Annotated in this window: 24 protein-coding genes; 3 read left to right on the top strand and 21 right to left on the bottom strand. The window is 70.8% G+C overall.

Annotation, left to right across the window (positions count from 1 at the left end; all coding sequences use genetic code 11):
• From alaS to IF00_RS0109405, 3 genes are read right to left on the bottom strand one after another with little or no spacing between them, the layout of a single operon-like run.
• Entirely contained in the window at nucleotides 1-2,670 is a 2,670-nt protein-coding gene (gene alaS, locus IF00_RS0109415) for an alanine--tRNA ligase (RefSeq protein WP_030316275.1), read from the bottom strand.
• Nucleotides 2,670-3,023, bottom strand: a complete 354-nt coding sequence (locus tag IF00_RS0109410) for a DUF6167 family protein (protein WP_030316273.1) — start codon at nucleotides 3,021-3,023, stop codon at nucleotides 2,670-2,672. The genes alaS and IF00_RS0109410 overlap by 1 nt, the downstream gene beginning before the upstream one ends.
• Before the next feature lie 6 nt (nucleotides 3,024-3,029).
• Nucleotides 3,030-3,467, bottom strand: coding sequence for a DUF948 domain-containing protein (locus IF00_RS0109405; RefSeq protein WP_030316272.1), 438 nt, complete (start codon nucleotides 3,465-3,467; stop codon nucleotides 3,030-3,032).
• A gap of 158 nt (nucleotides 3,468-3,625) precedes the next feature.
• Here IF00_RS0109405 and IF00_RS0109400 point away from each other — a divergent pair, with 158 nt between their 5' ends.
• Nucleotides 3,626-5,899, top strand: a complete 2,274-nt coding sequence (locus tag IF00_RS0109400; protein ID WP_030316270.1) for an ATP-binding protein — start codon at nucleotides 3,626-3,628, stop codon at nucleotides 5,897-5,899.
• Between the two features lie 49 nt (nucleotides 5,900-5,948).
• On the opposite strand, the gene rpsD is transcribed toward IF00_RS0109400, so the two are convergent.
• From rpsD to IF00_RS0109375, 5 genes are all read right to left on the bottom strand, one after another.
• Nucleotides 5,949-6,563, bottom strand: coding sequence for a 30S ribosomal protein S4 (gene rpsD / locus IF00_RS0109395; protein WP_024758279.1), 615 nt, complete (start codon nucleotides 6,561-6,563; stop codon nucleotides 5,949-5,951).
• Nucleotides 6,564-6,974: 411 nt separating this feature from the next.
• Nucleotides 6,975-8,327: a replication-associated recombination protein A gene (locus IF00_RS0109390; protein WP_030316266.1), complete on the bottom strand. Its 1,353-nt coding sequence runs from the start codon at nucleotides 8,325-8,327 to the stop codon at nucleotides 6,975-6,977.
• A gap of 64 nt (nucleotides 8,328-8,391) precedes the next feature.
• On the bottom strand, nucleotides 8,392-9,018 hold the full coding sequence (locus IF00_RS0109385) for a vitamin K epoxide reductase family protein (RefSeq protein ID WP_030316265.1): 627 nt from the start codon (nucleotides 9,016-9,018) through the stop codon (nucleotides 8,392-8,394).
• A 165-nt stretch (nucleotides 9,019-9,183) separates the two neighbouring features.
• Nucleotides 9,184-10,446 (bottom strand): histidine--tRNA ligase, encoded by a 1,263-nt coding sequence (gene hisS, locus IF00_RS0109380; protein ID WP_030316263.1) that lies wholly within the window; start codon nucleotides 10,444-10,446, stop codon nucleotides 9,184-9,186.
• Between the two features lie 10 nt (nucleotides 10,447-10,456).
• Nucleotides 10,457-11,164 (bottom strand): MBL fold metallo-hydrolase, encoded by a 708-nt coding sequence (locus tag IF00_RS0109375; RefSeq protein ID WP_030316256.1) that lies wholly within the window; start codon nucleotides 11,162-11,164, stop codon nucleotides 10,457-10,459.
• 172 nt (nucleotides 11,165-11,336) lie between these two features.
• On the opposite strand from IF00_RS0109375, the gene IF00_RS0109370 reads away from it, so the two are divergent.
• Both IF00_RS0109370 and IF00_RS0109365 read left to right on the top strand, forming a co-directional pair.
• Nucleotides 11,337-12,143 (top strand): peptidylprolyl isomerase, encoded by an 807-nt coding sequence (locus IF00_RS0109370; protein WP_030316254.1) that lies wholly within the window; start codon nucleotides 11,337-11,339, stop codon nucleotides 12,141-12,143.
• 229 nt (nucleotides 12,144-12,372) lie between these two features.
• Nucleotides 12,373-13,602 (top strand): DUF349 domain-containing protein, encoded by a 1,230-nt coding sequence (locus IF00_RS0109365; RefSeq protein WP_030316252.1) that lies wholly within the window; start codon nucleotides 12,373-12,375, stop codon nucleotides 13,600-13,602.
• Between the two features lie 66 nt (nucleotides 13,603-13,668).
• Here the strand turns inward: IF00_RS0109365 and IF00_RS0109360 are convergent, their stop codons facing one another.
• From IF00_RS0109360 to IF00_RS0109300, 13 genes are all read right to left on the bottom strand, one after another.
• Nucleotides 13,669-16,164 carry a RelA/SpoT family protein gene (locus IF00_RS0109360; protein ID WP_030316249.1) on the bottom strand — a complete coding sequence of 832 codons (2,496 nt, stop codon included), beginning with the start codon at nucleotides 16,162-16,164 and terminating at the stop codon, nucleotides 13,669-13,671.
• A gap of 239 nt (nucleotides 16,165-16,403) precedes the next feature.
• Entirely contained in the window at nucleotides 16,404-16,955 is a 552-nt protein-coding gene (locus tag IF00_RS0109355) for an adenine phosphoribosyltransferase (protein ID WP_030316248.1), read from the bottom strand.
• The gene (gene secF, locus IF00_RS0109350) at nucleotides 16,952-18,022 is read right to left on the bottom strand and encodes a protein translocase subunit SecF (protein WP_030316246.1); all 1,071 of its coding nucleotides are present in this window, start codon (nucleotides 18,020-18,022) and stop codon (nucleotides 16,952-16,954) included. The genes IF00_RS0109355 and secF overlap by 4 nt, the downstream gene beginning before the upstream one ends.
• A 1-nt stretch (nucleotide 18,023) precedes the next feature.
• Nucleotides 18,024-19,799 carry a protein translocase subunit SecD gene (secD, locus tag IF00_RS0109345; RefSeq protein ID WP_030316242.1) on the bottom strand — a complete coding sequence of 592 codons (1,776 nt, stop codon included), beginning with the start codon at nucleotides 19,797-19,799 and terminating at the stop codon, nucleotides 18,024-18,026.
• Between the two features lie 145 nt (nucleotides 19,800-19,944).
• On the bottom strand, nucleotides 19,945-20,409 hold the full coding sequence (gene yajC, locus IF00_RS0109340; RefSeq protein ID WP_030316240.1) for a preprotein translocase subunit YajC: 465 nt from the start codon (nucleotides 20,407-20,409) through the stop codon (nucleotides 19,945-19,947).
• A 165-nt stretch (nucleotides 20,410-20,574) separates the two neighbouring features.
• Complete coding sequence (gene ruvB, locus IF00_RS0109335) at nucleotides 20,575-21,654, bottom strand: Holliday junction branch migration DNA helicase RuvB (protein ID WP_030316238.1); 1,080 nt, start codon at nucleotides 21,652-21,654, stop codon at nucleotides 20,575-20,577.
• A gap of 80 nt (nucleotides 21,655-21,734) precedes the next feature.
• Complete coding sequence (ruvA, locus tag IF00_RS0109330) at nucleotides 21,735-22,367, bottom strand: Holliday junction branch migration protein RuvA (protein WP_030316233.1); 633 nt, start codon at nucleotides 22,365-22,367, stop codon at nucleotides 21,735-21,737.
• Nucleotides 22,364-22,927 carry a crossover junction endodeoxyribonuclease RuvC gene (gene ruvC / locus IF00_RS0109325; protein ID WP_030316231.1) on the bottom strand — a complete coding sequence of 188 codons (564 nt, stop codon included), beginning with the start codon at nucleotides 22,925-22,927 and terminating at the stop codon, nucleotides 22,364-22,366. Before ruvC ends, ruvA begins: the two co-directional genes overlap by 4 nt.
• Before the next feature lie 147 nt (nucleotides 22,928-23,074).
• Nucleotides 23,075-23,827 (bottom strand): YebC/PmpR family DNA-binding transcriptional regulator, encoded by a 753-nt coding sequence (locus tag IF00_RS0109320; protein WP_030316229.1) that lies wholly within the window; start codon nucleotides 23,825-23,827, stop codon nucleotides 23,075-23,077.
• A gap of 62 nt (nucleotides 23,828-23,889) precedes the next feature.
• On the bottom strand, nucleotides 23,890-24,480 hold the full coding sequence (gene pdxT / locus IF00_RS0109315) for a pyridoxal 5'-phosphate synthase glutaminase subunit PdxT (RefSeq protein WP_030316228.1): 591 nt from the start codon (nucleotides 24,478-24,480) through the stop codon (nucleotides 23,890-23,892).
• A gap of 6 nt (nucleotides 24,481-24,486) precedes the next feature.
• Nucleotides 24,487-25,401, bottom strand: coding sequence for a pyridoxal 5'-phosphate synthase lyase subunit PdxS (pdxS, locus tag IF00_RS0109310; protein ID WP_030204560.1), 915 nt, complete (start codon nucleotides 25,399-25,401; stop codon nucleotides 24,487-24,489).
• A 115-nt stretch (nucleotides 25,402-25,516) separates the two neighbouring features.
• Nucleotides 25,517-26,059: a membrane protein gene (locus IF00_RS0109305; RefSeq protein ID WP_030316227.1), complete on the bottom strand. Its 543-nt coding sequence runs from the start codon at nucleotides 26,057-26,059 to the stop codon at nucleotides 25,517-25,519.
• A gap of 11 nt (nucleotides 26,060-26,070) precedes the next feature.
• Nucleotides 26,071-26,706, bottom strand: a complete 636-nt coding sequence (locus tag IF00_RS0109300) for an N-acyl homoserine lactonase family protein (protein ID WP_030316226.1) — start codon at nucleotides 26,704-26,706, stop codon at nucleotides 26,071-26,073.
• Nucleotides 26,707-26,795 lie beyond the last annotated feature (89 nt).

Below are 26,795 nucleotides of genomic sequence, written 5' to 3'. Positions count from 1 at the left end.
TCACGCCGTCTCCACCACGAGACGCTCGACGGCGGCGATGGCCTCGCCGACGGCCGACGGGTTCGTGCCGCCGCCCTGGGCGACGTCCGGCTTGCCGCCGCCACCGCCGCCCAGGGTCTTGGCAGCCGTGCGGACCAGCTCGCCGGCCTTGAGACCGCGCTCACGGGCGGCCTCGTTGGTGGCGATGACCGTGAGCGGCTTGCCGTTGGCCGTGGTGAACAGGGCGACGACGGCCGGACGGTCGGACGGGAAGCGGCCGCGGATGTCGAGGACCAGCTTGCGCAGGTCGTCGGCGCCCGTGCCGTCCTGGACCTGGCCGGTGACGAGGGCGAGGCCGCGGATGTCCTGGGCGGAGTCGACGAGACCGGCGGCGGCCTGGAGGACCTTCTCCGCGCGGAACTTCTCGATCTCCTTCTCGGCGTCCTTCAGCTTGCCGAGCATGGCGGAGATCTTCTCCGGCAGCTCCTCCGGACGGCCCTTGACGAGCTCCTGGAGCTGGGCGACGACCGTGTGCTCGCGGGCGAGGAAGTTGTAGGCGTCAACACCCACGAGGGCCTCGATACGGCGCACGCCGGAGCCGATGGAGGACTCGCCGAGCAGCTTCACCAGGCCCAGCTGGGCGGTGTTGCCGACGTGCGTGCCGCCGCACAGCTCCTTGGAGAAGTCGCCGATGGTGACGACGCGGACCTGCTCGCCGTACTTCTCGCCGAACTCGGCGATGGCGCCCTGGCGCTTGGCCTCGTTGATCGGCATGACCTCGGCGTGGACCTCCAGCTCGCGCGAGAGGACCTCGTTGATCTTCTGCTCGACGTCGGTGAGGACCGTGCCGGGGACGGCGTTCGGCGAGCCGAAGTCGAAGCGGAAGCGGCCGGGCTGGTTCTCGGAACCGGCCTGGGCGGCCGTCGGGCCGAGGGCGTCGCGCAGCGCCTGGTGGGTCAGGTGGGTGGCCGAGTGGGCGCGGGCGATGGCCCGGCGGCGGCGCACGTCGATGGTGGCGTAGGCGGTGGCGCCCACGGTCACCTCGCCGACCTGCACGGAGCCCTTGTGCACGGAGACACCGGGGACGGGCTGCTGGACGTCACGGATCTCGATGACCGCGCCGCTGTGCAGCTTGATCCGGCCCTGGTCGGCGATCTGACCGCCGCCCTCGGCGTAGAACGGGGTGCGGTCGAGGACGACCTCGACCTCGTCGCCCTCGGAGGCGGCCGGCGAGGAGACGCCGTTGACGAGGAGACCGACGACCGTGGTCTCGCCCTCCAGGTTGGTGTAGCCGGTGAACTCGGTGGCGCCGTTGCTGTCGGCGATCTCCCGGTACGCGGTCATGTCGGCGTGACCGGTCTTCTTGGCCTTGGCGTCGGCCTTGGCCCGGTCCCGCTGCTCCTTCATCAGGCGGCGGAAGCCGTCCTCGTCCACGGAGAGGCCCTGCTCGGAGGCCATCTCCAGGGTGAGGTCGATCGGGAAGCCCCAGGTGTCGTGGAGCAGGAACGCCTTGTCGCCGGAGAGGACCGTGCCGCCGGCGGCCTTGGTCTCGGTCACGGCGGTGTCGAGGATGTTCGTGCCGCCCTTGAGGGCCTTCAGGAAGGCGGCCTCTTCGGCCAGGGCGACCGTCTCGATGCGCTTGCGGTCGGTGACCAGCTCCGGGTACTGCTCGCCCATCGTGTCGATCACGGTGTCGACGAGGTCCTGGACGACCGGGCCGGTGGCGCCGAGCAGGCGCATGTTGCGGACGGCGCGGCGCATGATGCGGCGCAGCACGTAGCCGCGGCCCTCGTTGCCGGGGGTGACGCCGTCGCCGATGAGCATGACGGACGTACGCATGTGGTCGGCGACCACGCGCAGCGAGACGTCGCTGTCGTGGGCCTTGCCGTAGGCGACGCCGGTGAGCTCGGTGGCCTTGTCGATGACGACCTGGAGGGTGTCCGTCTCGTACATGTTCTGGACGCCCTGGAGGATCATCGCCAGGCGCTCGAGACCGAGGCCCGTGTCGATGTTCTTCGACGGCAGCTCGCCGAGGATCGGGAAGTCGTCCTTCCCGGTGCCCTCGCCGCGCTCGTACTGCATGAAGACCAGGTTCCAGATCTCCACGTACCGCTCGTCGTTGACGGCCGGGCCGCCCTCGACGCCGAACTCGGGGCCGCGGTCGTAGTTGATCTCGGAGCACGGGCCGCAGGGGCCGGGGACGCCCATGGACCAGTAGTTGTCCTTCTTGCCGAGGCGCTGGATGCGCTCGGCGGGGACGCCGACGACGTCGCGCCAGATCTGCTCGGCCTCGTCGTCCTCCTGGTAGACGGTGATCCAGAGCTTCTCCGGCTCAAGCCCGTAGCCGCCGTGCTCCACCGGGGTGGTCAGCAGCTCCCAGGCGAGCTTGATGGCGCCTTCCTTGAAGTAGTCGCCGAAGGAGAAGTTGCCGCACATCTGGAAGAACGTGCCGTGGCGGGTCGTCTTGCCGACCTCTTCGATGTCCGGCGTACGCACGCACTTCTGCACGCTGGACGCGCGCGTGAAGGGCGGCTTGACCTCGCCCAGGAAGTAGGGCTTGAAGGGCACCATGCCGGCGGGGACGAGCAGCAGAGTCGGGTCGTCCGCGATGAGCGACGCCGAAGGGACGACGGTGTGCCCGCGCTCCTCGAAGAAGCTCAGCCAGCGGCGGCGGATTTCAGCCGACTCCATCAGTGGTCCTCATTCCGGTTGTACGAGATCGTGGGGATTGAACGCGTGGTGTACGGGGTGGGGCCGAGCGCGCCCCTGCGGCGCGGCTCCGGAAGCTCCCGGGCCTGGGCCGTGCCCGGCTCGACGGGTGCGTCGAGGCCGAGGGCCTCCTCCAGCTCGGCCTCCCGCTGGACCATGCCCGCCCTCACGTCGAGGGCGAAGTCCTTGAGGCGGTGGCCGGTCTCGATCGCCTTGTTCGCCGCCTGCGCCGCGAGGCTCTCGGGGGTCAGCTGCTTCAGCTTCCGGTTGACCTTGGTGGTGGCCCACACGCCGGCGGCTGCGCCGGCCGTGAACCAGAACGTGCGGCGGAACATCGCGGCTCAGCCCTTCTGCTTCCGGCGTCGCGAGGACGGCACGGTACGGCCGACGATCACAGTACGTCGCGAGGAGACCCGCGGCACGTCCGCACCGTCCCCGCCGCGGCCCAGTGCCTTGCGCACCCCGTAGCCGAAGGCCGCGACCTTGACGAGGGGGCCGCCGAAGGTGGAGGCGACGGTGGAGGAGAGCGCGGAGGCGTTGGAGGTGACCTCCTGGACGTCCGAGGCGATGGCGTCGACCCGGTCGAGCTGGGTCTGTGCCGAGCGGACGGTCGCGGAGGCGTCGGCCAGCAGGGGAACGGCCTGCTCGGTCACGTCCGCCACCATCTTGGTGGTCGCCCTGAGCGTCTGCGCCAGCCTCACCAGAACCACGGCGAGGAAGGAGACCAGGATCGCCCAGAAGACGGCCACCAGGATCCCGGCAACCTCTCCACCGGTCACTCTGCACCGCTCTCTGCTGTCGTTGGGCTCTTGCTGAAAGTCGTCCCCCGACCCTATCGCGCCCGGGCTGTCGCCCCGTACCGCATTACCGCCTGCGCGACGGGAGTTACGGGAACCGATTGTACGGAGCGCGTGGGGGTGAGTACGCTCCGTGTCCCATGCGACGGAGCAATCTCCCGGCGGAGCTCAACCGGTTCGTCGGACGGACCATCGAGCAGGCCGCACTGACGGCGCTCCTCGATGCGTCCCGCCTGGTCACGGTCGTGGGCGTGGGCGGGGTCGGCAAGACCCGGCTCGCCCTGAGAGCTGCCGCGGCGGCGCAGAAACGCTACAGCGACGGGGTACGGCTCGCCGAGCTCGCGCCGCTGCGCGACCCCGATCTGATCGAGTACGCCCTGGTCGAGGCGCTCGACCTGACCGACCACACCCCGCGACCCCCGCGCGAGGCGCTCGTCGAGCACCTCGCCGAGCGGCGGACGCTGCTGGTCGTGGACGGCTTCGAGCACCTCGTGGAGCACTGCGCGCCGCTGGTACGGGAACTCCTCGAGCACGCTCCCGGGCTCACCGTCCTCGCGATCGGCCGGCGGCCCCTGCGGGTGGCGGGCGAGGTCGTGTTCCCGCTGGCGCCGCTGGGCGAGGAGGACGCGATGACGCTGCTCGCGGAGCGGGCGGCGGAGGCGGGCGCGCCGAGCCTGCCGGGGGCGGAGGCCGACGCCTTCCACGGGGTTCCGACGCCCGCGGGCGCGCCCGTCCACCCGGGCACGGCCGCGGCCCGGCCCGGAGGGCCGGCCAGGGGCCCGGCCCGGACCGGCGACCGGGACGCCGTACGCGAGTTGTGCCGGCGCCTCGACGGGATTCCGCTCGCCCTCGAACTGGCGGCCGGGCGGCTGCCGCTGCTCTCCGTCGAGCAGATGCTGTACCGCCTCGACGACCGCTTCCGGCTCCTCACGGACGGCGCGCGCGGGGCACTCCCCCGCCATCAGACGCTGCGCACCGCCATCGGCTGGAGCCATGAGCTGTGCACCCCGGAGGAGCGGCTCCTCTGGGCCCGGCTCTCGGTCTTCCCCGGCCCCTTCGACCTGGAGGCGGTGGAGTACGTCTGCGGGGGCCCCGAGCTGCCGCCTGAGCGGATCCTGGATCTGCTCGGCGGGTTGCTCGCGCAGTCGCTGCTCACCCGGGAGGACACCCCGGCCGGTCCCGCGTACCGGATGCTCGACACGGTCTCGGCGTACGGGGCCGAGTGGCTCGCGGCGCTCGACGACACCGATCGGATGCGGCGGCGGCACCGCGACTGGTACATGGGCCTGGCCACCTGGTGTGAGCTGGAGTGGTTCAGCCCGCGCCAGCCCGAGGTGGCGGCCCTGACGGAGGCGGCGCTGCCGCATCTGCGGGCAGCCCTCGACCTGTGTCTCGAACTGCCGGAGGACGCGCATCTCGCCCAACACCTGGCGGGCACGCTCTGGTTCGCGTGGGTGGGTTGCGGGCGTCTCTCGGAGGGCCGGCACTGGCTGGACCGCGCGCTGGCGCTCGAATCCGGTCACGAGGAGGCGCGGCTCAAGGCGCTGTGGGTACTCGGGTACGTGGCGGTGCTGCAGGGCGACGGCACGGCGGCGGTGGCGGCGCTCCACGAGTGCGGTGAGCGGGCGCGGTCCTCGCGGAACGCGCTGGCGGAGGCGTACGCGACGCACCGGATGGGCTGTCTCGCGCTGCTCACGGACGACATGCCGCGGGCCGAGGAGCTGATCGGGCGGGCGCTCGACGCGTACCGGGAGCTCGGCGAGCTGAACAGCAATGTGCTGATGGCGCAGATCGAGCTGGCGATGGCGCGGGCCTTCCGGGGCGACCAGGAGGGGGCGGGCGTGCTGTCCCGGGAGGTCAGGGAGGTCTGCGAGGAGCGGGGCGAGCTGTGGGCCCGGGCGTACGCCCTCTATGTGCTGGGGTACCTGGCATGGACCCGGGGCGCGTTCGGGGAGGCGCGGGAGCTGCTCACGGAGTGCGTGTCGATCAACGACAGCTTCCGTGATCTGGTCGGCCTCGTCCTGGCGATCGAGCTGCTCGCCCTGGTGACGGTGAGCGAGGGCGATGCGGAGGAGGCCGCGGTCCTCCAGGGGGCGGCGGTCCCGGTGTGGGACACGGTGGGTATCCGGCTCTTCGGCTCGGAGGCGTTCGACGTGCCGAGGTCGCTGTGCGAGCGGCAGGCCGAGGAGGCGCTCGGTGCGGAGGCGTACGGCGCCGCGTTCCGGGCGGGTCAGGGGCTCTCGGCGGCGGAGGCGGTGGAGCGCGCGCTCGTGGCCGGCCGGAATCCCGCCGTCGGCGGCCCGGCGGAGGAGTCCGCACCGCGTCCGTTCCGTACCGCCGGCACGGCGACGGTCCCGGGAACGCGGAAGCCCGCCGGCTCCCCCACCGGAAAGGGCGGGGAAGCGGCGGGCTGAACACCGCGGGGGTGGTACTACCTCCCCCGGCTTCCGCCGGGGGCCCGAATCAGCGGGCGTAGTACTCGACGACCAGCTGCTCGTCGCAGATGACCGGGATTTCCTTGCGGTTCGGGTCGCGGTCGAGGCGGAAGGCCAGGGCCTTCAGGTTGACCTGCAGGTAGCGCGGGGTCTCACCGTCGGCGGCGAAGCCACCCTCACGGGCGACCTCGAACAGCGGCTTGGTGCGGCTGCGCTCGCGGACCATCACGACGTCGTCGGGACGGACGCGGAACGACGGCTTGTCGACCTTGCCACCGTTGACCTGGATGTGGCCGTGGACGACCATCTGACGGGCCTGGTAGATGGTGCGGGCGATGCCCGAACGCAGGACCAGGGCGTCGAGACGACGCTCGAGCTCGACGACCAGCGCCTCGCCCGTCTTGCCCTCGGCCTTCTTGGCGCGGTCGTAGGCGCGCGCCATCTGGCGCTCGCTGATGTCGTACTGGGCGCGCAGACGCTGCTTCTCGAGCAGACGGACCTTGTAGTCCGAGTTCTGCTTGCGGCCACGGCCGTGCTCGCCCGGCGGGTAGGGGCGGGCCTCGAAGTACTTGACGGCCTTCGGGGTCAGCGCGATACCGAGGGCACGCGACTTCTTGACCTTGGGACGGGACTGGTTCGGCATGAACCAACCTCTCTACTGGTACGAAACGGCTTCACCAGGGTTAGGGGAGGTCGCATCCGCAGCCGGGAAACCCGTCGGGTCCGTACAGGACGGACCGTGCCGGGCAGCCGCTCCCAGGTCTGGGCACATACGTGCAGCACGCGAACGACCCACCGCCGCTCCCGGGATCCCGGGTGGTGGTGGGTGGCACGCGACACCTTCGAAGGTGCGCGACGCTCCTGGAAACCCCGCCCGAGGGCCGGGTCTCCGGCTGACTGTCCCGTTCTGGTGGTGCCGACCGGAGCCGGACACGGGACGCAGCAATCCCGACCAGTGTACCGGGTCCTCGGGGCTCCCTCGCACGCGCTCCGGCGGCCTCGGCCGCGGGTGCCCGGAAGTCTCGGGGAGGAGCGAACGCCCGCGGCCGGGGTCCTACTCGTCGCCCTTCAAGCGGGCCCTCACGCGCTCCACCACGTCGGCGTATCTCGCTTCCGCGCCGTACCGCGTGGGTTCGTAGTACTGACGGCCGTGGATCGTGTCCGGGGCGTACTGCTGGGCCGCGATGCCGCCCGGGACGTCATGGGGGTAGACGTAGCCCTGGGCGTGACCGAGCTTGGCCGCGCCCTTGTAGTGGCCGTCGCGCAGATGCGGCGGGACCGATCCGGCGAGGCCGTTGCGTACGTCCGCCAGGGCGGCGCCGATCGCGGTGGTCGCCGCGTTCGACTTCGGAGCCAGGGCCAGGGCGATCGTCGCGTGGCTCAGGGTGAGCGCCGCCTCGGGGAAGCCGATCATGGCGACGGCCTGCGCGGCGGCGACGGCGATCGGCAGCGCGTTCGGATCGGCGAGGCCGATGTCCTCGCTGGCGGAGATCATGAGGCGCCGGGCGATGAACCGCGGGTCCTCCCCCGCCTCGATCATCCGGGCCAGGTAGTGCAGGGCCGCGTCCACGTCCGAACCGCGGATCGACTTGATGAGGGCGCTGGCCACGTCGTAGTGCTGGTCGCCGTCCCGGTCGTACTTCACGGCCGCCCGGTCGACGGTCTCCTCGACCGTCTCCAGAGTGATCTCCGGCTCGCCCTTGGCGATGGCGGCGCCCGCGGCCGCCTCCAGTGCGGTCAGGGCGCGCCGGGCGTCGCCGCCCGCGACACGCAGGAGGTGGGCCTCGGCGTCCTCCGGCAGGGTCACCGCCCCGCCGAGCCCGCGCTCGCCGGTGAGCGCCCGGGCCATCAGGCCGCGCAGGTCGTCGTCGGTCAGCGGCTCCAGGGTGAGGAGCAGGGAGCGGGAGAGGAGCGGGGAGATGATCGAGAAGTACGGGTTCTCGGTGGTGGCCGCGATGAGCGTCACCCAGCGGTTCTCGACGGCGGGCAGCAGCGAGTCCTGCTGGGCCTTGGAGAAGCGGTGGATCTCGTCGAGGAAGAGGACGGTCTCCTTGCCGTAGCCACCGACCGCGCGGCGGGCTCCGTCGATGACGGCGCGGACCTCCTTGACGCCCGCCGTGATCGCCGACAGCTCCACGAACCGCTTGTTGGTCGCCTTGGAGACCACGTACGCCAGGGTCGTCTTCCCGATGCCGGGCGGGCCCCAGAGGATCACGGAGGAGGCACCGGCGGGGCCGCCGTCGCCGTCGCCCACGAGCCGGCGCAGCGGCGATCCGGGCTTGAGCAGGTGCTTCTGCCCCACCACTTCGTCGAGGGTGCGCGGGCGCATCCGGACGGCCAGCGGGCTGCTGGCGGGGTCCTTCTCCTGGCGGTCTTCGGCTGCTGCGGTAAAGAGGTCGGGCTCCACAGTCATGAAGCCTAGGTCACGCCACCGACAGCGCCGGCTCCGCCGGCGGTCCGCCGGCGGACGGTCAGCCGGTCCAGAAGTCCCACCAGCGGGTCAGGATCAGCATGCCGATGATCCCGATGTGCAGGACGGGGAGGACCCAGGTGAACTCGTCGAAGAAGGTCCTGATGCCGCGGGGGGCGGGGATGGCGCCGCTGCGGACGTTCTGCGAGGTCACGTACCAGAACATGACGATGGTGGCGACCCAGGCGAGGCAGCACCACAGGCACAGCGAGTTGATCTCGTACAGCGACTGGTACATCAGCCAGGTGCAGAATCCGACGCCGAAGAGGGTGCCGGCGTTGAGGCCGAGCCAGTACCAGCGGCGGTAGCGGGCCCCGGCGAGCAGGGCGAGACCGATCGCGACCACCATGGCGTACGTGACGAGGCCGAGCATCGGATTCGGGAAGCCGAAGACCGAGGCCTGCTCGCTCTTCATGATGTTGCCGCAGGAGACGATCGGGTTGAGGCTGCACCCGGGGACGAAGTTCGGGTCCTCGAGGAGCTTGAACTTGTCGATCGTGATGACCCAGGCGGCGAGCACCCCGGCCGCTCCGGTGATCACGAGCATCCAGGCGAAGGCCTTGCTCGCCCCGATCGTGCCGCCGTCGTGCCGGCCGGACGCGGCCTCGTCCACCGCTGCCTTCGTCATGTCGCCTTTTCCCTCGCTCGCGAGCCTTGTGGGCACGGTCATTCTGCCGCACGGGGCAGCGCGCCCACCGTTCGCCGGAGATAAGTGAGGCGAACATAAGGACGACGGGCAGGGGCCCGGACCCACGCGCGTGCGTGGGTCCGGGCCCCTGCTCCGGAAGGTCCGTCAGGCCAGCTTGGCCCGTACCGCGTCGAGCAGCGCGTCCACGGCGACCGCCTGCTGCTCGCCGGTCCCCATGTCCTTGAGCTGGACGACACCCTCGGCGAGGTCGCGCTCACCGGCGACGACGGCGAAGCGGGCGCCGGAGCGGTTGGCGTCCTTCATCGCGCCCTTGAGGCCCTTGCCGCCGAACGAGAAGTCCGCGGAGACGCCCTCCCTGCGCAGCTCGGTGACCTTGCCGAAGAGGGTCCGGCGCGCCTCCTCGCCGATGGCCACGGCGAAGACGCTGGTGACGGCGGGGAGGTCGAGCTCGATGCCCTCCGCCTCCAGGGCGAGGACCGTGCGGTCCACGCCGAGCGCCCAGCCGACGGACGGCAGCGCGGGGCCGCCGATCATCTCGGAGAGGCCGTCGTAGCGACCGCCGCCGCCGACCGCCGACTGCGAGCCGAGGCCGCCGTGGACGAACTCGAAGGTCGTGCGGGTGTAGTAGTCCAGACCGCGCACCAGCTTGGCGTCGTCCTCGAACTCCACGCCCGCCGCGGTGATCAGGGCGCGCACCTCCTCGTGGTACGCCTTGCAGGCGTCACAGAGGTAGTCGCCGAGCAGCGGGGCGCCGACGAGCTGCTTCTGCACGGACTCGCGCTTGTCGTCGAGGACGCGCAGCGGGTTGATCTCGGCGCGGCGCAGGGTCTCCTCGTCGAGGTCGAGCCCGCGCAGGAAGCCCTGGAGCGCCTCGCGGTAGACGGGACGGCACTCCTTGTCGCCCAGCGAGTTGAGCAGGATGCGGAAGTTCCGCAGCCCGAGGGAGCGGTACGCCTGGTCGGCCAGGATGATCAGCTCGGCGTCGAGCGCCGGGTCCTCGGCGCCGATGGCCTCGGCACCGACCTGGGAGAAGTGGCGGTAGCGGCCCGCCTGCTGCCGCTCGTAGCGGTAGTACGAGCCGGAGTACCAGAGCTTCACCGGCAGGTTGCCCTGCTTGTGCAGGTTGGCCTGGAGCGCCGCGCGCAGCACGGACGCGGTGCCCTCCGGACGGAGGGCGAGGTGGTCGTTGCCCTTCGTGGTGAGGGTGTACATCTCCTTGGTCACGATGTCGGTGGACTCACCGACACCGCGGGAGAACAGCTCGACGTTCTCGAAACCCGGGGTCTCGATGTAGCCGTAGCCGGAGTTCCTCAGCGGCGTGGAGATCGCGTCCCGGACCGCCAGGAACGTGGCGGAGCGGGGCGGGATCAGGTCGTACGTGCCCTTGGGGGCCTGAAAGGTGCTCACGAAAGTCTCGTCACATTCCTCGTCGGGGAGCGTCCGTGCTCCCGAGACCGGCGGCCACATCCCGCAGATAGGGGTTCGTGGCGCGCTCCTGGCCGATGGTCGTCTGGGGACCGTGTCCCGACAGCACCACGGTCGAGTTGTCGAGCGGCAGGCACACACGGGCCAGCGAAGCGAGCATCTCGTCCATGTCACCGCCGGGAAGGTCGGTGCGTCCGATGGAGCCGGCGAACAGCAGGTCCCCGGAGAAGAACACGGAGGGGATCTCCGTGGTCTCCGGCATCCTGAAGGTCACCGACCCCTTGGTATGACCGGGCGCGTGGGCGACGGAGAAGTCCAGACCGGCGAGCTTCAGCTCGGCGCCGTCCGTCAGTTCTCGCACGTCGTCGGGCTCTCCCACGGTCAGCTCGCCCATGAGGGGCATCCCGATGGAGCGGCCGAGGGCCTTCTCCGGGTCGCTCATCATGTAGCGGTCGGACGGGTGGATCCACGCGGGGACGTCATGGGCGCCGCATACCGGGACGACGGAGGCGACGTGGTCGATGTGTCCATGGGTGAGGACGACGGCGACGGGCTTGAGCCGATGCTTCTTCAACGTCTCCTCGACACCCTGGGCGGCCTGGTGGCCCGGGTCGATGATGACGCACTCCTCGCCTGCGGCGGGGGCGACCAGATAGCAATTGGTCCCCCAGGCCCCGGCGGGGAACCCGGCAATCAGCACGTTCGTCCTTAAATGTCGTCCGGCACGAGGGCGCGGAATTCGCGGAACCCGCGGAAAACGCGGAATACGGCAGATCAGAGCCTACCGGCGGTGCCGGTTCCACAGCCAACCCGTATACGGTACGGGCACACCCGGCCAGGACAGGAACAGACGAGCGACAGGAGCGGAACCGGTGGTCACCAGCGATCAGCGGCGGCGGCAGCTTGCCAGGGAGAAGTACGCGCGGCAGCAGCTGCGGCGGGAGGAGAACCGGCGCAAGGCGAAGCGCCGCAACGCCGTCATCGCGGCAGCCCTCGCGGTGGTCCTCGCGGCGGGCGGCGCGGTGTACGCGTCCGTGGCGCTGACGGGCGACGACTCCAAGGACGACACGGCGGGCTCCGACAACTCGGCGAGCAGCTCGCCCAGCAGCCCTGCGCCCTCGCAGAGCGAGTCGTCGAGCGCCGAGCCGAAGATGTCGGTGGACGCCAAGGCCACGTACGCCATGGCGCTCAAGACGAACGAGGGCGACATCACGATCACCATGGACGCGGCGAAGACCCCGCGCACGGTGAACTCCTTCTCGCACCTCGCCGCCAAGAAGTACTTCGACGGGACGAAGTGCCACCGCCTCACCACCAGCGGCATCTTCGTGCTGCAGTGCGGTGACCCCAAGGGCGACGGCACCGGCGGCCCGGGCTACACCATCCCGGACGAGAACCTGGACGCCCTGGGCAAGGCGGGCCCGGAGGGCTCGGTCACCTACCCCGCGGGCACCGTGGCGATGGCGAACACCGGGCAGCCGGGCAGCGGCGGCTCGCAGTTCTTCCTCGTCTACAAGGACACCAAGCTGCCGCCGAGCTACACGCCGTTCGGAAAGATCGACGCGGCCGGCCTCGAAGTGGTCAAGGACGTCGCCGAGGCGGGCGTCACGGGCGGCGCCACCGACGGTGCCCCGAAGAAGGCCGTCACCATCGAGAAGGCGACCGTCGCGAAGAAGTGAGCCGGGTCCGCACGCGCGCGTGACCGCCGAATCTCGGTCGTCACGCGCGCGTGACCGCCGAATCTCGGTCGCGCTGAGTGCGGACAGCCGGGCCGCCGTTCGCCTAGATTGGCGTTGTGCAGCGTTGGGCCGTCGGCCGCGCTGCGGAAGGCGGGCGAGGCCCGCCGGGAAACTGTGGACGATGCCCGCGGGGTACGACCCCGCGACGGCATCATGGTGAGGAGGCGCTGTGAGCAGCGACCCGTGGGGCCGCGTCGACGAGACGGGCACCGTGTACGTGCGGACGGCCGAAGGCGAGAAGGTCGTCGGATCGTGGCAGGCCGGCACCCCTGAGGAGGCTCTGGCCTACTTCGAGCGCAAGTACGAGGGCTTGGTTGTCGAGATCGGCCTCCTCGAGAAGCGGGTGAAGACCACCGACCTCTCGGCGAAGGACGCCACCGCGGCGATCGAGCACATCCGCCAGCAGATCGACGAGCACCACGCCGTCGGTGACCTGGCCGCGCTCGCGACCCGCCTCGACAAGCTCGTCGAGACGGTCGACTCGCGCCGCGAGGAGCGCAGGGCTCAGAAGGCCAAGCAGACCGACGAGGCGCGCTCCGCCAAGGAGAAGCTCGTCACCGAGGCCGAGGAGCTGGCCCAGAGCGAGCAGTGGCGCTCCGCGGGCGAGCGGCTGCGCGCGCTCGTGGACACCTGGAAGGGCCTGCCCCGGCTCGACCGCAAGTCCGACGACGAGCTGTGGCACCGCTTCTCGCACGCCCGCTCGGCGTTCTCGAAGCGCCGCAAGGCCCACTTCGCCTCGCTCGACGCCCAGCGCGAGGACGCCCGCAAGACCAAGGAGCGCCTGGTCGCCGAGGCGGAGTCGCTGTCGAACTCCACCGACTGGGGCACCACGGCGGCCCGCTACCGCGACCTGATGACGGAGTGGAAGGCGGCCGGCCGCGCCCAGCGCGAGCACGAGGACGACCTGTGGAACCGCTTCCGCGGCGCCCAGGACGTCTTCTTCGCGGCGCGCGGCGAGGTCTTCGCCGAGCGGGACGCGGAGCAGTCCGAGAACCTCAAGCTCAAGGAGGAGCTCGCGACCGAGGCCGAGAAGCTCCTGCCGGTGTCGGACCTGAAGGCGGCCCGCGCCGCCTTCCGTTCCCTCAACGAGCGGTGGGAGGCCATCGGCCACGTCCCGCGTGACGCCCGTCCCAAGGTCGAGGGCCGGATGCACACCGTGGAGCGGGCCATCCAGGAGGCCGAGGAGACCGAGTGGCGCCGGACGAACCCGGAGGCACGCGCGCGTGCCGCGGGTCTGACCGGTCAGCTCCAGGACGCGGTCGAGAAGCTGCGCAAGCAGATCGACGCGGCCCGCGCCGCCGGCAACGACGCCAAGGCCGACAAGCTCTCCCGTGAGCTGGAGGGCCGCCAGGCCCTGCTCGACCAGGCCATGAAGGGCCTGGAGGAGTTCGGCGGCTGACACGGCCGTGACCGTACGAGGAAGGCCCCCCGGCTCACTGCCGGGGGGCCTTCCTCGTACGTGCGGTTACGGCCTGCGGGCCGAGGTCACGCGGTAGACGTCGTAGACGCCCTCCACGCCGCGTACGGCCTTCAGGACGTGGCCCAGGTGCTTCGGGTCGCCCATCTCGAAGGTGAAGCGCGAGGTGGCCACCCGGTCGCGGGAGGTCTGGACGGCCGCCGAGAGGATGTTGACGTGCTGGTCCGAGAGGACCCGGGTGACGTCGGAGAGCAGCCGCGAGCGGTCCAGGGCCTCGACCTGGATCGCGACGAGGAAGACCGAGGACTGGGTGGGCGCCCACTCGACCTCGAGGATCCGCTCCGGCTCCCGGGAGAGCGACTCCACGTTGACGCAGTCGCTGCGGTGAACCGATACGCCACTGCCGCGGGTGACGAAGCCGATGATCGGGTCGCCGGGCACGGGGGTGCAACAGCGGGCCAGCTTCACCCAGACGTCCTCGACGCCCTTGACGACGACCCCGGGGTCGGTGCTGGAGCGGCGCTTGGAGCGGCCGCGGGTGGGCGGGGCCGTCTCGTCGATGTCCTCGGTGGCCGCCTCCTCGCCGCCGAGTGCCTGGACGAGCTTCTGCACGATGGACTGGGCGGTGACATGGCCCTCGCCGATCGCCGCGTACAGCGAGGAGATGTCGCTGTAGCGCATCTCGTGGGCCAGGGTGACGAGGGAGTCGCCGGTGAGGATCCGCTGGATCGGCAGGTTCTGCTTGCGCATGGCCCGCGCGATGGCGTCCTTGCCCTGCTCGATGGCCTCGTCGCGGCGCTCCTTGGAGAACCAGGCCCTGATCTTGTTGCGGGCGCGCGGGGACTTGACGAAGCCCAGCCAGTCGCGGGAGGGCCCGGCGCCGGCGGCCTTGGAGGTGAAGACCTCGACCAGGTCGCCGTTGTCGAGGGTCGATTCGAGCGGCACGAGCCGCCCGTTGACCCGCGCTCCTATGGTGCGGTGGCCGACCTCGGTGTGGACGGCGTACGAGAAGTCGACGGGGGTCGCCCCGGCGGGCAGCGCGATGACGTCGCCCTTGGGGGTGAAGACGAAGACCTCGTTGCGCGAGAGGTCGAAGCGCAGGGACTCCAGGAACTCGCTGGGGTCCTCGGTCTCCTTCTGCCAGTCGAGGAGCTGGCGCAGCCACGCCATGTCGTTGAGGTGGTCGTCCTTGCCGGCCTTCTTCGGCACGTCGGCGCGGACCTTGGAGGCACCGGCGACGGCCTCCTGCTTGTACTTCCAGTGCGCGGCGATGCCGTACTCGGCGCGCCGGTGCATGTCGAAGGTGCGGATCTGCAGCTCGACCGGCTTGCCGTTGGGTCCGATGACCGTCGTGTGCAGCGACTGGTACATGTTGAACTTCGGCATCGCGATGTAGTCCTTGAACCGGCCGGGGACCGGGTTCCATCGCGCGTGGACGGTGCCGAGGGCGGCGTAGCAGTCCCGCACCGTGTCGACGAGGACACGGATGCCCACCAGGTCGTAGATCTCCGCGAAGTCACGGCCGCGGACGATCATCTTCTGGTAGACGCTGTAGTAGTGCTTGGGGCGGCCGGTGACGGTGGCCTTGATGCGGGCGGCGCGCAGATCGGTCTGGACCTCGTCGGTCACTATCGCGAGGTACTCGTCCCGCTTGGGGGCGCGCTCGGCGACGAGCCGGACGATCTCGTCGTACATCTTGGGGTAGAGGATCGCGAAGGCGAGGTCCTCCAGCTCCCACTTGATGGTGTTCATGCCCAGGCGGTGAGCCAGGGGCGCGTAGATCTCGAGGGTCTCGCGGGCCTTCTTCTCCTGCTTCTCCCGCTTGAGGTAGCGCATGGTGCGCATGTTGTGCAGACGGTCGGCGAGCTTGATGACCAGGACGCGCGGGTCCTTGGCCATCGCGACGACCATCTTGCGGACCGTCTCGGCCTGTGCGGCCTCGCCGAACTTGACCTTGTCGAGCTTGGTGACGCCGTCGACGAGCAGCGCCACCTGGTCGCCGAAGTCGCGGCGCAGGGTGTCGAGGCCGTACTCGGTGTCCTCGACGGTGTCGTGCAGCAGTCCGGCCATCAGGGTCGCCGGGTCCATGCCGAGCTCGGCGAGGATGGTGGTCACGGCGAGCGGGTGGGTGATGTAAGGGTCGCCGCTCTTGCGCTTCTGGCCGCGGTGCCAGCGCTCGGCGACCTGGTAGGCCCGCTCGACCTGGCGGAGCGTCGCCGTCTCGATCTTCGGGTCGTTGGAGCGGACGATCCGCAGCAGCGGTTCGAGGACCGGGTTGTACGGGGAGGAACGCTGGACGCCGAGCCGGGCCAGGCGGGCGCGGACGCGGTTGGACGAGCCGCCCGAGCGTGCGGGCGCCGCCGGCGCGGGCCGCGTGGGGGCCGGGGCCTCGGGTGCCGGGGGCTTGGGGGCCGGCGACGCGGACGCGGCAGGCGCGGGCCCGGTCTCCGCGGGCTTGTTCTGGGGCGTGCCCGTACCCGGCGCGGCCTTGTCGGCCTTCGGGTCGGGCTGCGCGGCGGAGAGTGACTGGGCCTCGTCTGGCAAGAGCGCTCCTCTGGCGGTCCCCCCGGACGGAGTCTGGGGGAGGTACCGGGTCCCCCGGTCAGGCCCGGAAAGGCCATCGTATCGAGCCCGGACACGCACTGCTCACGCGGCCGTGACGGGGACGGGAGCCCGACGGCGGGCGCGCCACGTCCCCCGGCTCCCGGACCGGGACACTCCGGAAAACCGACGGGGCGCTCCGGGGATTCCCCGGAGCGCCCCGTGCGGGGTGAAGCCCGATGTCAGACGGTGATCAGCGCCGTGAGCGGAGCGCCGTTCAGAGCCGGCTCCAGGCGGGCGCGGCCCGGGAGGAAGCCGAGTTCCATCAGGACCGCGACGCCCGCCACCTCGGCGCCCGCGCGACGGATGAGCTCGATCGAGGCCTCGGCCGTACCGCCGGTGGCGAGGACGTCGTCGATGACCATGACGCGGTCGCCCGCGGCCAGGTCCTCGGCGTGCACCTCGATCTCGGCGGTGCCGTACTCCAGCTCGTACGCCTGGCGGAGCGTCGCTCCGGGGAGCTTGCCGGCCTTGCGGACGGGGATGAAGCCCAGTCCCGCGCGGACGGCCACCGGGGCGGCCAGGATGAAGCCGCGCGCCTCGAGACCGACGATCTTCGTCGCGCCGTGCGCGGAGCACAGTCCGGCGAGGGCGTCGGTGAGCGCCGTGAACGCTTCCGGGTCCGCGAGCAGCGGCGTGATGTCCTTGAACAGCACGCCCGGCTTCGGGTAGTCCGGCACGTCGCGGATGCGGCTGAGCAGGAGGTCGGTGGCGTCCTGAGCCTCGGCGGTCATCCTCGGTGCTCCGAGGAGCGGCCGTGACGGCTCGCCCGCGGGCCGACGACGGCGATCTCGTTCTCGTCGGCGGACCCGTCGTACGACTCGCCCTTGGCGGCCGCACCGGCCCGCTTCGCCATGATGCGCTTCTTGAGTGCCCTGATCGCCGGCTCGCGCTCCTTGAGGTCGGCGACGAGCGGGGTGGCGATGAAGATCGAGGAGTACGCACCGGCGGCGAGGCCGACGAACAGCGACAGCGAGATGTCGTTGAGCATGCCGGCGCCGAGGACGCCGCCACCGATGAAGAGCAGGCCGGCGACCGGCAGCAGCGCGACGACGGTGGTGTTGATCGAACGGACCAGGGTGCCGTTGATCGAGCGGTTGGCCAGCTCGCTGTACGTGAAGCGGGTCTGCTTCGTGATGTCCTTCGTCTGTTCCTTGAGCGAGTCGAAGACGACGACCGTGTCGTACAGCGAATAACCGAGGATCGTCAGCAGACCGATGACCGTACCGACGGTCACCTCGAAGCCGACCAGCGAGTAGATGCCGACCGTGATCGTGAGGTCGTGGATCAGCGCGATGAGCGCCGCGATCGCCATTCTCCACTCGAAGGCGATGGCCAGATAGATCACCACGAGGATCATGAAGATCCCCAGACCGGTCCAGGCCTTGGTGGCGATCTGCTCACCCCAGCTGGGTCCGACCAGCTCCGCCGCGATCTTGTCCTCGGCGACGTTCAGGTCCTTCGCGAGCTCCGTGCGGACCTTGTCGGACTGCGCGGTGTCGAGGCCGCCGACCTGGATGCGGAGGGAGCCGTTGCCGAGCTGCTGGACGATCGCGTCGTGGCCGGAGGCCTCTTCCGCGTACTCCTGCGCCTGGCTGACGGAGACTTCCGACTTCGGGGTCGTGAAGACGGCACCGCCCTGGAACTCGATGCCCATGTTCAGGCCGCGGACGGCCAGGGCGACGATGGCGGTGATGGTGATCAGGATGGACAGGCCATACCAGATCTTGCGGTTGCCGATGAAGTCGTAGCCGACCTCACCACGGTGGAGCCGGGCGCCGAGATCGCCGAGCTTCGACATCTCACGCCTCCTTCGGGTCGACAGGGCCAGCGACAGAGGCATTGGCACGACGGGTGCGGCGCAGCGGCGGCTTGGCGCCGAGTCGCTTCGGGTCGAGGCCGGACCAGGCGTGGCCCTCGCCGAAGAACTTGGTCCGCGCGAGGAGCGTCATGACCGGCTTGGTGAAGAGGAACACCACGACGACGTCGAGCAGGGTGGTCAGGCCGAGCGTGAACGCGAAGCCCTGGACCTTGCCGACGGTGACGATGAAGAGCACGGCCGCGGCCAGGAACGACACGAAGTCGGAGACCAGGATGGTGCGACGGGCGCGCGGCCAGGCGCGCTCGACGGCCGGGCGGAGCGTACGGCCCTCGCGGAGCTCGTCACGGATGCGCTCGAAGTACACGATGAACGAGTCCGCGGTGATACCGATGGCGACGATGGCGCCACAGACGGCCGGCAGGTTCAGCGCGAAGCCGATGGCCGGGCCGAGCAGGGCCATGATCACGTAGGTGAGCAGCGCGGAGACGCCGAGGCTGAGGATGGCGATCAGCGACAGGCCGCGGTAGTAGGCGACCAGGTAGATGATGACCAGGGCGAGGCCGATGGCGCCGGCGATCAGACCGGCCTCCAGCTGCTCGCCGCCGAGCGCGGCGGTGACCGTGTCGACGCTCTGCGTCTCGAAGGTGAGGGGCAGGGCACCGTACGACAGGATGTTGCCGAGGTCCTGGGCCGACTGCTGGTTGAAGTTGCCGGAGATCTCGGCGCTGGCGCTCAGCGTCTGGCGCACCGACGGGGCCGAGACGACCTCGCCGTCCAGGACGATCGCGAACCGGTTCTGCGGGTCGGCCTGCGCCGACAGCTTGCTGGTGATCGCCTGGAACTTCTTCGAGCCCGCGTCCGTGAAGTCCATGGTGACGATCCACATGCCGCGCTGCTGGTCGAGCTGGCCCTTGGCGTCGTCGACGTCACGGCCGTCCACCTCGGCCGGGCCGAGGAGGTACTTCGACCACACGCCCGGCTCGTCCTCGCCACAGGCCACGGTGGGCTGCGTCGGCAGGACGCCCTGGCCGGCGGCGGAGCGCTGCTTGGGGTCGAGGCAGTTCAGGGAGGTGAACTTCTGCTGGAGCGCCGCGGTGGCGGCGTCCGGCGTCGGGGTCGCCGACGGGGTACCGGTGGCCTTCGGCTTCGCGGAGGCGCTGCCGGTCGGCGTCGGGGTGGGGCTCGGGGCCTTGAGGGCCTCGGTGAGCGCGCGGCCCTGGGCGGAGCCGGTGGCCGTCGGCGTGGCCGACTTCTCGCCCACGGTCGAGCCGGAGGCGGAGGAGGACGGCTTCGGCGTGGCGGAGGGAGAGCCGGAGGAGCTGGCGCTGGGCGCCACGGCGGGTCCACCGTTCGTCACCGCGAGAACCGGCCGGAAGTAGAGCTGGGCGGTGGTACCGACCTGCTCCCGGGCCTGCTTCTCGTTCGTCCCGCGAGGGATGTTGACGATGATGTTCTCTTTGCCCTGCGTCTGGACCTCGGCCTCGGAGACGCCGAGGCCGTTGACACGGCGCTCGATGATGCCGACGGCGGTGTTCATGTTGGTCTCGTTGACCGCCGACTCCTGGCCAGGATCAGCCTTGGCCTTGAGCGTGATCGACGTACCGCCGGCGAGGTCGATGCCCAGGCGCGGGGTGGTGTGCCCCGACCAGAACATTCCGCCGGTGAGCGCGACCATGGCGATCAGGATGAGTGCCAGGGCGCGGCCCGGCCGGCTCTGTCCCCCCGCCGGCCTTCGGCCCTTCTTCGGTGCTGCCACCTGTCGTATCTCCCTGTCCAACCGCCCCGCGCCGGGTGTGCGCGGGACGGCCACGAAGTGTGTGTGGGGACCTTCCCCCGCAGACGTGGAACCGTTCCGAGAAACGCGCACGCCCGGTGGGCGTGCGCGGTGTCCTCGGCCGCGACTACTTCGCGTCGGTCTCGCCGTCGGCCTTGCCGTCCTTCTGGCCCTCCGCAGCGTCGGTCACGTCCGACTTCTTCGTCAGATCGGCCTTCGGCGCGTCCTCGACGGTCTCCGTGGCCTCGACGGCCTCGGTCAGCGACGAGGCGTCGTCCGGGACGACGGTGTCGGAGTCCGAGTCCTCGTCGTCACCGTGGACGATGCGGTTGTACTCGGAGTCCTCGAGGACGGCGCCGATCGCGTTCTTCGCGTAGACGGCGTGCACGCCGGGCGCGACCTCGAGGAGGACGGTCTCGTCGCCGATCTCCTTGACGGTGGCGTACATCCCCCCGATCGTCCGTACGCCGGTGCCGGGCTGCATCTCGTTGCGCATCTGCGCCGCCGCCTGCTGCTTCTTCTTGGCAGAGCGGGTCATCAGGAACATGGCCCCGATGAGGACGATGAAGGGGAGGAGGGTCACGATGCTCACGGGACGGGTTTCCTTCGCACGGTCGCGGAGAACCCGCGGCCTGATCTTCGGGGGTGGGCGCGCCGACCAGAAAGGGCGGCATCGGCGGAGTCTAGGCGAGTCCGCATCGACTGAACAACGTCCAGCATCGCACCCCGGTTCCTGTCCGGGCGAGTGTCAGCACCGTCACGCCCCGAAGAGCCCCTGTTGTCCGCTTCCGGCCGCCCCCGGGCCCGCTGCCTGCGGCGGAACGAGTCCGAGGTGCGCCCATGCCGCTGGGGTGGCGACCCGACCACGGGGCGTACGGGCCAGCAGACCCTCCCGTACGAGGAAGGGTTCGGCGACCTCCTCGACGGTCTCGCGCTCCTCCCCCACCGCGACGGCCAGCGTGGAGAGACCGACCGGGCCGCCGCCGAAGAGCTTGAGCAGGGCCTCCAGGACGGCGCGGTCGAGCCGGTCGAGGCCGCGGCCGTCGACCTCGTAGACGCTGAGGGCCGCCTCGGCGATCTCCCGGGTGATGACGCCGTCGGCCCTGACCTGCGCGTAGTCGCGGACGCGGCGGAGCAGCCGGTTGGCGATGCGGGGGGTGCCGCGGGACCGGCCGGCGATCTCGGCGGCGCCCGCCGGGTCGATCTCGACGTCGAGGAGTCCGGCCGAGCGGTGGATCACGCGCTGGAGCTCGGCCGGGTCGTAGAACTCCATGTGGCCGGTGAAGCCGAAGCGGTCGCGCAGCGGCGGCGGCAGGAGTCCGGCCCGGGTGGTCGCGCCGACCAGGGTGAACGGCGGCAGTTCGAGCGGGATGGCGGTGGCGCCGGGGCCCTTGCCGACGATGACGTCGACGCGGAAGTCCTCCATCGCCATGTAGAGCATCTCCTCGGCGGGCCGGGACATCCGGTGGATCTCGTCGAGGAAGAGGATCTCGCCCTCCTGGAGGGAGGAGAGAATCGCGGCGAGGTCGCCGGCGTGCTGGATGGCGGGTCCCGAGGTGATGCGGATCGGCGCGTTCATCTCGGCGGCGATGATCATCGAGAGGGTGGTCTTGCCGAGGCCGGGTGCGCCGGAGAGCAGCACGTGGTCGGCGGTGGCGCCGCGCTGACGGGCGGCCTTGAGGACGAGGTCGAGCTGCTGGCGGACCTTCTCCTGGCCGACGAACTCACTGAGGTCCTTGGGCCGCAGAGCCGCCTCGACGGCCTGGTCGTCGCCCTCGGCCGATGCCCCGACGATGCGCGCCTCGTCGTCGCCGGTGGTCTCGTCGTCCCAGTTCACGGTTCTTCTGCCTTCTCGGTGGTGGTGCGGTGGTCTGTGCGGCGGGGCGGGGAGGGCCCGCCCCCGCGCGGCGGGGCCCGTCAGCGGGCGCGGTTCAGGGACTGCAGGGCCGCCCGCAGGAGCTGCGGCACCGGCGCCGAGCCACCCGCCGCGATCGCCTCCTCCGCCTGCGGCGTCACCGCCGCCACCGCCTCCTCCGCCTCGCGCGACGCGTAGCCGAGTCCGATGAGCGCGGCGGACAGCTGCTCCGTCCACGGCGCGGGCCCGGAGGCCGCCGCCCGCTGTGCGCCGACCATGCCACTGCTGCCGAGCGGCGCGCCGAGCTTGTCCTTCAGTTCGAGGAGGAGTTTCTGCGCGCCCTTCTTGCCGATGCCGGGGACGGCCATGAGGGCCTTCTCGTCACCGGTGGACACGGCGACGCGCAGGGCGTCGGGGCTGTGCACCCCGAGCATGGCCTGGGCGAGGCGGGGGCCGACGCCGCTGGCGGTCTGGAGGAGCTCGAATACCTGCCGCTCGTCGTCCTCCGCGAAGCCGTACAGGGTGAGGGAGTCCTCCCGTACGACGAGGGAGGTGGCGAGCCGGGCGTCCTCGCCGATCCGCAGTCCCGCGAGCGTTCCCGGGGTGCACTGGACGGCCATGCCCACACCGCCGACCTCGATGACGGCCGTGGTGGGGGCGAGCGCGGCGACCGGGCCGCTGACGAAGGCGATCATCGGGTTCGGCCTTTCACTGCGGCCGCCTGCCGGGCGACCGCCTGCTGGAGACGGTTCTCGGCGACGGCCTGCTGGAGACGGTTCTGGGCGGGGGCGCGCCAGATGTGGCAGATGGCGAGGGCGAGGGCGTCGGCGGCGTCGGCCGGCTTGGGCGGGGCGGAGAGCCGGAGCAGCCGGGTCACCATGGCCCCGACCTGTGCCTTGTCGGCCCGTCCGCTGCCGGTGACCGCGGCCTTGACCTCGCTGGGCGTGTGCAGGGCGACGGGGATGCCGCGGCGCGAGGCGCACAGCATGGCGACGGCACTCGCCTGGGCGGTGCCCATCACCGTACGCACGTTGTGCTGGCTGAACACCCGCTCCACCGCGACGAGTTCGGGCGAGAAGCGGTCGAGCCACTCCTCGATGCCGCGCTCGATGCCGACGAGGCGCACACCGATGTCGTCGTCCGCGGCCGTCCGCACCACGCCCACACCGAGCATGGTGAGGGGCCGCCCGGCGACACCCTCGACGACGCCGATGCCGCACCGGGTCAGACCCGGGTCCACCCCGAGAACACGCACGCCGCACCCCCTCCTCGCTCACCTGTTTGTGCAGGCTATCGGCTGCCACCGACAACGCCGCACGAACGACAGCGGGCCGACGGGGGTGTGTCCCCGTCGGCCCGCTGCGGAACCGCTTCGGTCGACGACCGCGATCAACGACCGCGATCAGGCGTCGACCTTCTCCATGACCTCGTCGCTGACGTCGAAGTTGGCGAAGACGTTCTGCACGTCGTCGCTGTCCTCCAGCGCGTCGATCAGCTTGAACATCTTGCGCGCGCCCTCTTCGTCGAGCTCGACCTGCATGGTCGGAACGAAGCTGGACTCGGCGGAGTCGTAGTCGATACCGGCCTCCTGGAGGGCGGTGCGGACCGCGACCAGGTCGGTGGCCTCGCTGATGATCTCGAAGGAGTCACCGAGGTCGTTGACCTCCTCCGCGCCGGCTTCGAGCACCGTCTCCAGGACGTCGTCCTCGGACAGCTCGCCCTTGGGGAGCACGACGACGCCCTTGCGGTTGAACAGGTACGAGACCGAGCCCGGGTCGGCCATGGAACCGCCGTTGCGGGTCATGGCCACGCGCACGTCGGAGGCGGCGCGGTTGCGGTTGTCGGTGAGGCACTCGATGAGCACCGCGACACCGTTCGGGCCGTAGCCCTCGTACATGATCGTGGCGTAGTCGGCGCCACCGGCCTCGAGACCCGCTCCGCGCTTGAGCGCGGAGTCGATGTTCTTGTTCGGGACCGACTGCTTCTTCGCCTTCTGGACGGCGTCGAACAGCGTCGGGTTACCGTCCAGGTCGGCGCCGCCCGTGCGGGCCGCGACCTCGATGTTCTTGATCAGCTTCGCGAAGAGCTTGCCGCGCTTGGCGTCGATCACGGCCTTCTTGTGCTTCGTCGTAGCCCATTTAGAGTGGCCGGACATCTGCCTGTCTCCTTCGCGTAACCCATTTCTGAACGAACCCCAGAGATCCTACCGGGATCGGATCAGCCTGCCGCGCGCACCATGTCGACGAACAGGGCGTGAATGCGGTGATCCCCGGTGAGCTCCGGGTGGAACGAGGTCGCGAGCACCCGGCCCTGTCGCACGGCGACGATGTGGCCCTCGTGCTCGGCCAGGATCTCGACCTCGGCGCCGACGGACTCCACCCAGGGGGCCCGGATGAAGACGCCCTCGACGGGGCCGTCCTCGATGCCCGCGACGGTGACACCGGCCTCGAAGGACTCGTTCTGTCGCCCGAAGGCGTTACGGCGGACGATCATGTCGATGCCGCCGAAGGTCTCCTGGCCCGAACGCGGGTCGAGGATCTTCTCGGCGAGCATGATCAGACCGGCGCAGGTGCCGTAGACCGGCAGGCCGGCGGCGATGCGCTCGCGCAGCGGCTCCGCCATGCCGAACAGCTCGGCCAGCTTGGAGATGGTGGTGGACTCCCCGCCGGGGATGACCAGACCGTCGATCTCGGCCAGCTCTTCGGGGCGCCGGACCGGCCTGGCCACGGCGTCAGCCGCGGCCAGGGCGATCAGGTGCTCCCGTACGTCGCCCTGGAGTGCCAGGACACCGATCACGGGTGTGCTCATGAGTGATTACCAGCCGCGGTTGGCGTAGCGCTCGGACTCGGGGAGGGTGTCGCAGTTGATGCCGACCATGGCCTCGCCCAGGTTGCGGGAGGCGTCCGCGATGATCTTCGGGTCGTCGTAGAAGGTGGTGGCCTTCACGATGGCGGCGGCGCGCTTGGCCGGGTCGCCCGACTTGAAGATGCCGGAGCCGACGAAGACGCCCTCGGCGCCGAGCTGGCGCATGAGCGCGGCGTCGGCGGGGGTGGCGACGCCACCGGCGGAGAACAGCACGACCGGGAGCTTGCCGAGCTCGGCGACCTCCTTGACGAGCTCGTACGGCGCACGCAGGTCCTTGGCGGCGGCGAACAGCTCGTTGTTGTCGAAGCCGCGCAGCCTGGCGATCTCGTTCTTGATCTGGCGCAGGTGGCGGACGGCCTCGACGACGTTGCCGGTGCCGGCCTCGCCCTTGGAGCGGATCATGGCCGCGCCCTCGGCGATACGGCGCAGGGCCTCGCCCAGGTTGGTGGCGCCACAGACGAAGGGGGTCGTGAAGGCCCACTTGTCGGAGTGGTTGACCTCGTCGGCCGGGGTGAGGACCTCGGACTCGTCGATGTAGTCGACACCGAGGGACTGCAGGACCTGGGCCTCGACGAAGTGGCCGATGCGGGACTTGGCCATGACCGGGATGGAGACCGCGCCGATGATCTCTTCGATCATGTTCGGGTCGGACATGCGGGCCACGCCGCCGTCCTTGCGGATGTCCGCGGGGACCCGCTCCAGGGCCATGACGGCCACGGCGCCGGCGTCCTCGGCGATCTTCGCCTGCTCGGCGTTGACCACGTCCATGATCACGCCGCCCTTGAGCTGCTCGGCCATGCCGCGCTTCACACGGGCGGTGCCGGTCTCGGGGGACTGGGGGGAAACGGAAGGCGTGGTGGACACGGGTACCTCACTCGTGACAACAGGGGTTGACGACTAGGTCGAGGAAACAGTCCACGTGCAGTCCACAGCAAGGGCCAATGTGGACCCGGTGGATCGTTTTCGCAGGCTGAGAGCGTCAGGCCGGGCGGTCGGCAAGGGCCACCGGCGCTTCGTCGTCCATTTCGAAGGCCAGCGGGAAGGGCGCGTGGCCCGCGAGCCGGAACCAGCGGACCGTACGGTGGCGCCGCAGGGCGCGGGCGGCGCGGACGGCGTCGTTGTGGAAACGGCGGGCCATCGGCACCCGGCGGACGGACGCGGCAAGCTCCTCCGCGGCCTCCTCGCCACCCGGAGCCTCCCGTACGAGCTCCACCTGCTCGGGCTCGCCGAACACCACCCGCAGGGCCTGGCTCAACTCGCTCTCGGCGACCTCCCGGTGGTCCTCCTCGGCCTGCCGTGCGGCGTGCGCGGCCTCGTACAGCACGATCGAGGCGGCGGGGTCGAGGACACCGGAGGTGGCCAACTCCTGGGTGACCGAGGCCCGGCGCAGCAACTGCGCGTCCAGGGCCGCGCGGGCGGCGTCGATACGGGAGTGCAGCCGGTCGAGCCGTCCGGCGGTCCAGCTGAGATAGACGCCGATGAGAATCAGCGCGACGACGGTCCAGATCAGGGTTTCGGTCACGGGCGGAAAGGCTACCGGGGCGGCGGCAGCACCCCTTCCCAAAGGTCGTGGTCATGGGCGAACAGGACACGCGCGGGCCGGCCCGCGGCGAGCTCGGCGAGCCGGTCGAGCCACGGCCGGTGGGGAGTGCCGAACTCGTGGGCGAAGTCGTACGCCTGCCCCGCGAGGACGGTCACGCGGTCGCCGTGGTCGAGGAAGAGCGACTGGTGGCCCTCGGTGTGGCCGGGGGTGGGCACGATCCGTACGCCCGGAGCGATCTGGTGCTCGCCGTCGAGCTCCTCGTACCGGACGCCGGGCAGCAGCGAGTCGATGGTGTGCCCGCCGGCGCGGGCGAGGGCGAGCTCGGTGCGCTGGACGAGGACGGGAACGGTGGGGAAGCGCTGGTTGCCGCCGATGTGGTCGAAGTGGAGGTGGCAGTTCACGACGGTGTCCACGTCCGCGGGGCCGACGGTGAGGGGCTTGCGGACGGGCCGGTAGTGGGCGTCGGTCTCGGCGGAGCCGGTGCCCATGCCGGTGTCGAAGAGGAGGGCGCCGCGGGGGTGCCGCACGAGATAACCGAGAACGGGCTCCACACGGGGGTGGGGGCCGGCCCACTCGGCGGCGGGGCGGGTGAAGTGTCCGAGGTCGAGGGTGTCGACGGAGATCATGCGCCGAGCCTGCCCGGGAGCCGACGCGACAACCGCGACGGCCCAGGCGTCGCGCCCGCCGCCGGGCCCGGGGCACGGGCTCGGCGGCC

The sequence above is a fragment of the Streptomyces flavochromogenes genome, from assembly GCF_000717595.1.
GTDB lineage: Bacteria > Actinomycetota > Actinomycetes > Streptomycetales > Streptomycetaceae > Streptomyces > Streptomyces flavochromogenes.
The sequence above is the reverse complement of the archived record's forward strand: the minus strand, read 5'-3'. Positions and strand labels throughout refer to the sequence as shown.

Coding starts and splice junctions, on each gene's coding strand:
- alaS (WP_030316275.1), bottom strand. CDS start 2,670: ATGGAGTCGGCTGAAATCCGCCGCCGCTGGCTGAGCTTCTTCGAGGAG.
- IF00_RS0109410 (WP_030316273.1), bottom strand. CDS start 3,023: ATGTTCCGCCGCACGTTCTGGTTCACGGCCGGCGCAGCCGCCGGCGTG.
- IF00_RS0109400 (WP_030316270.1), top strand. CDS start 3,626: ATGCGACGGAGCAATCTCCCGGCGGAGCTCAACCGGTTCGTCGGACGG.
- rpsD (WP_024758279.1), bottom strand. CDS start 6,563: ATGCCGAACCAGTCCCGTCCCAAGGTCAAGAAGTCGCGTGCCCTCGGT.
- IF00_RS0109385 (WP_030316265.1), bottom strand. CDS start 9,018: ATGACGAAGGCAGCGGTGGACGAGGCCGCGTCCGGCCGGCACGACGGC.
- IF00_RS0109355 (WP_030316248.1), bottom strand. CDS start 16,955: ATGACCGCCGAGGCTCAGGACGCCACCGACCTCCTGCTCAGCCGCATC.
- secF (WP_030316246.1), bottom strand. CDS start 18,022: ATGTCGAAGCTCGGCGATCTCGGCGCCCGGCTCCACCGTGGTGAGGTC.
- ruvA (WP_030316233.1), bottom strand. CDS start 22,367: ATGATCGCCTTCGTCAGCGGCCCGGTCGCCGCGCTCGCCCCCACCACG.
- IF00_RS0109320 (WP_030316229.1), bottom strand. CDS start 23,827: ATGTCCGGCCACTCTAAATGGGCTACGACGAAGCACAAGAAGGCCGTG.
- pdxT (WP_030316228.1), bottom strand. CDS start 24,480: ATGAGCACACCCGTGATCGGTGTCCTGGCACTCCAGGGCGACGTACGG.
- IF00_RS0109300 (WP_030316226.1), bottom strand. CDS start 26,706: ATGATCTCCGTCGACACCCTCGACCTCGGACACTTCACCCGCCCCGCC.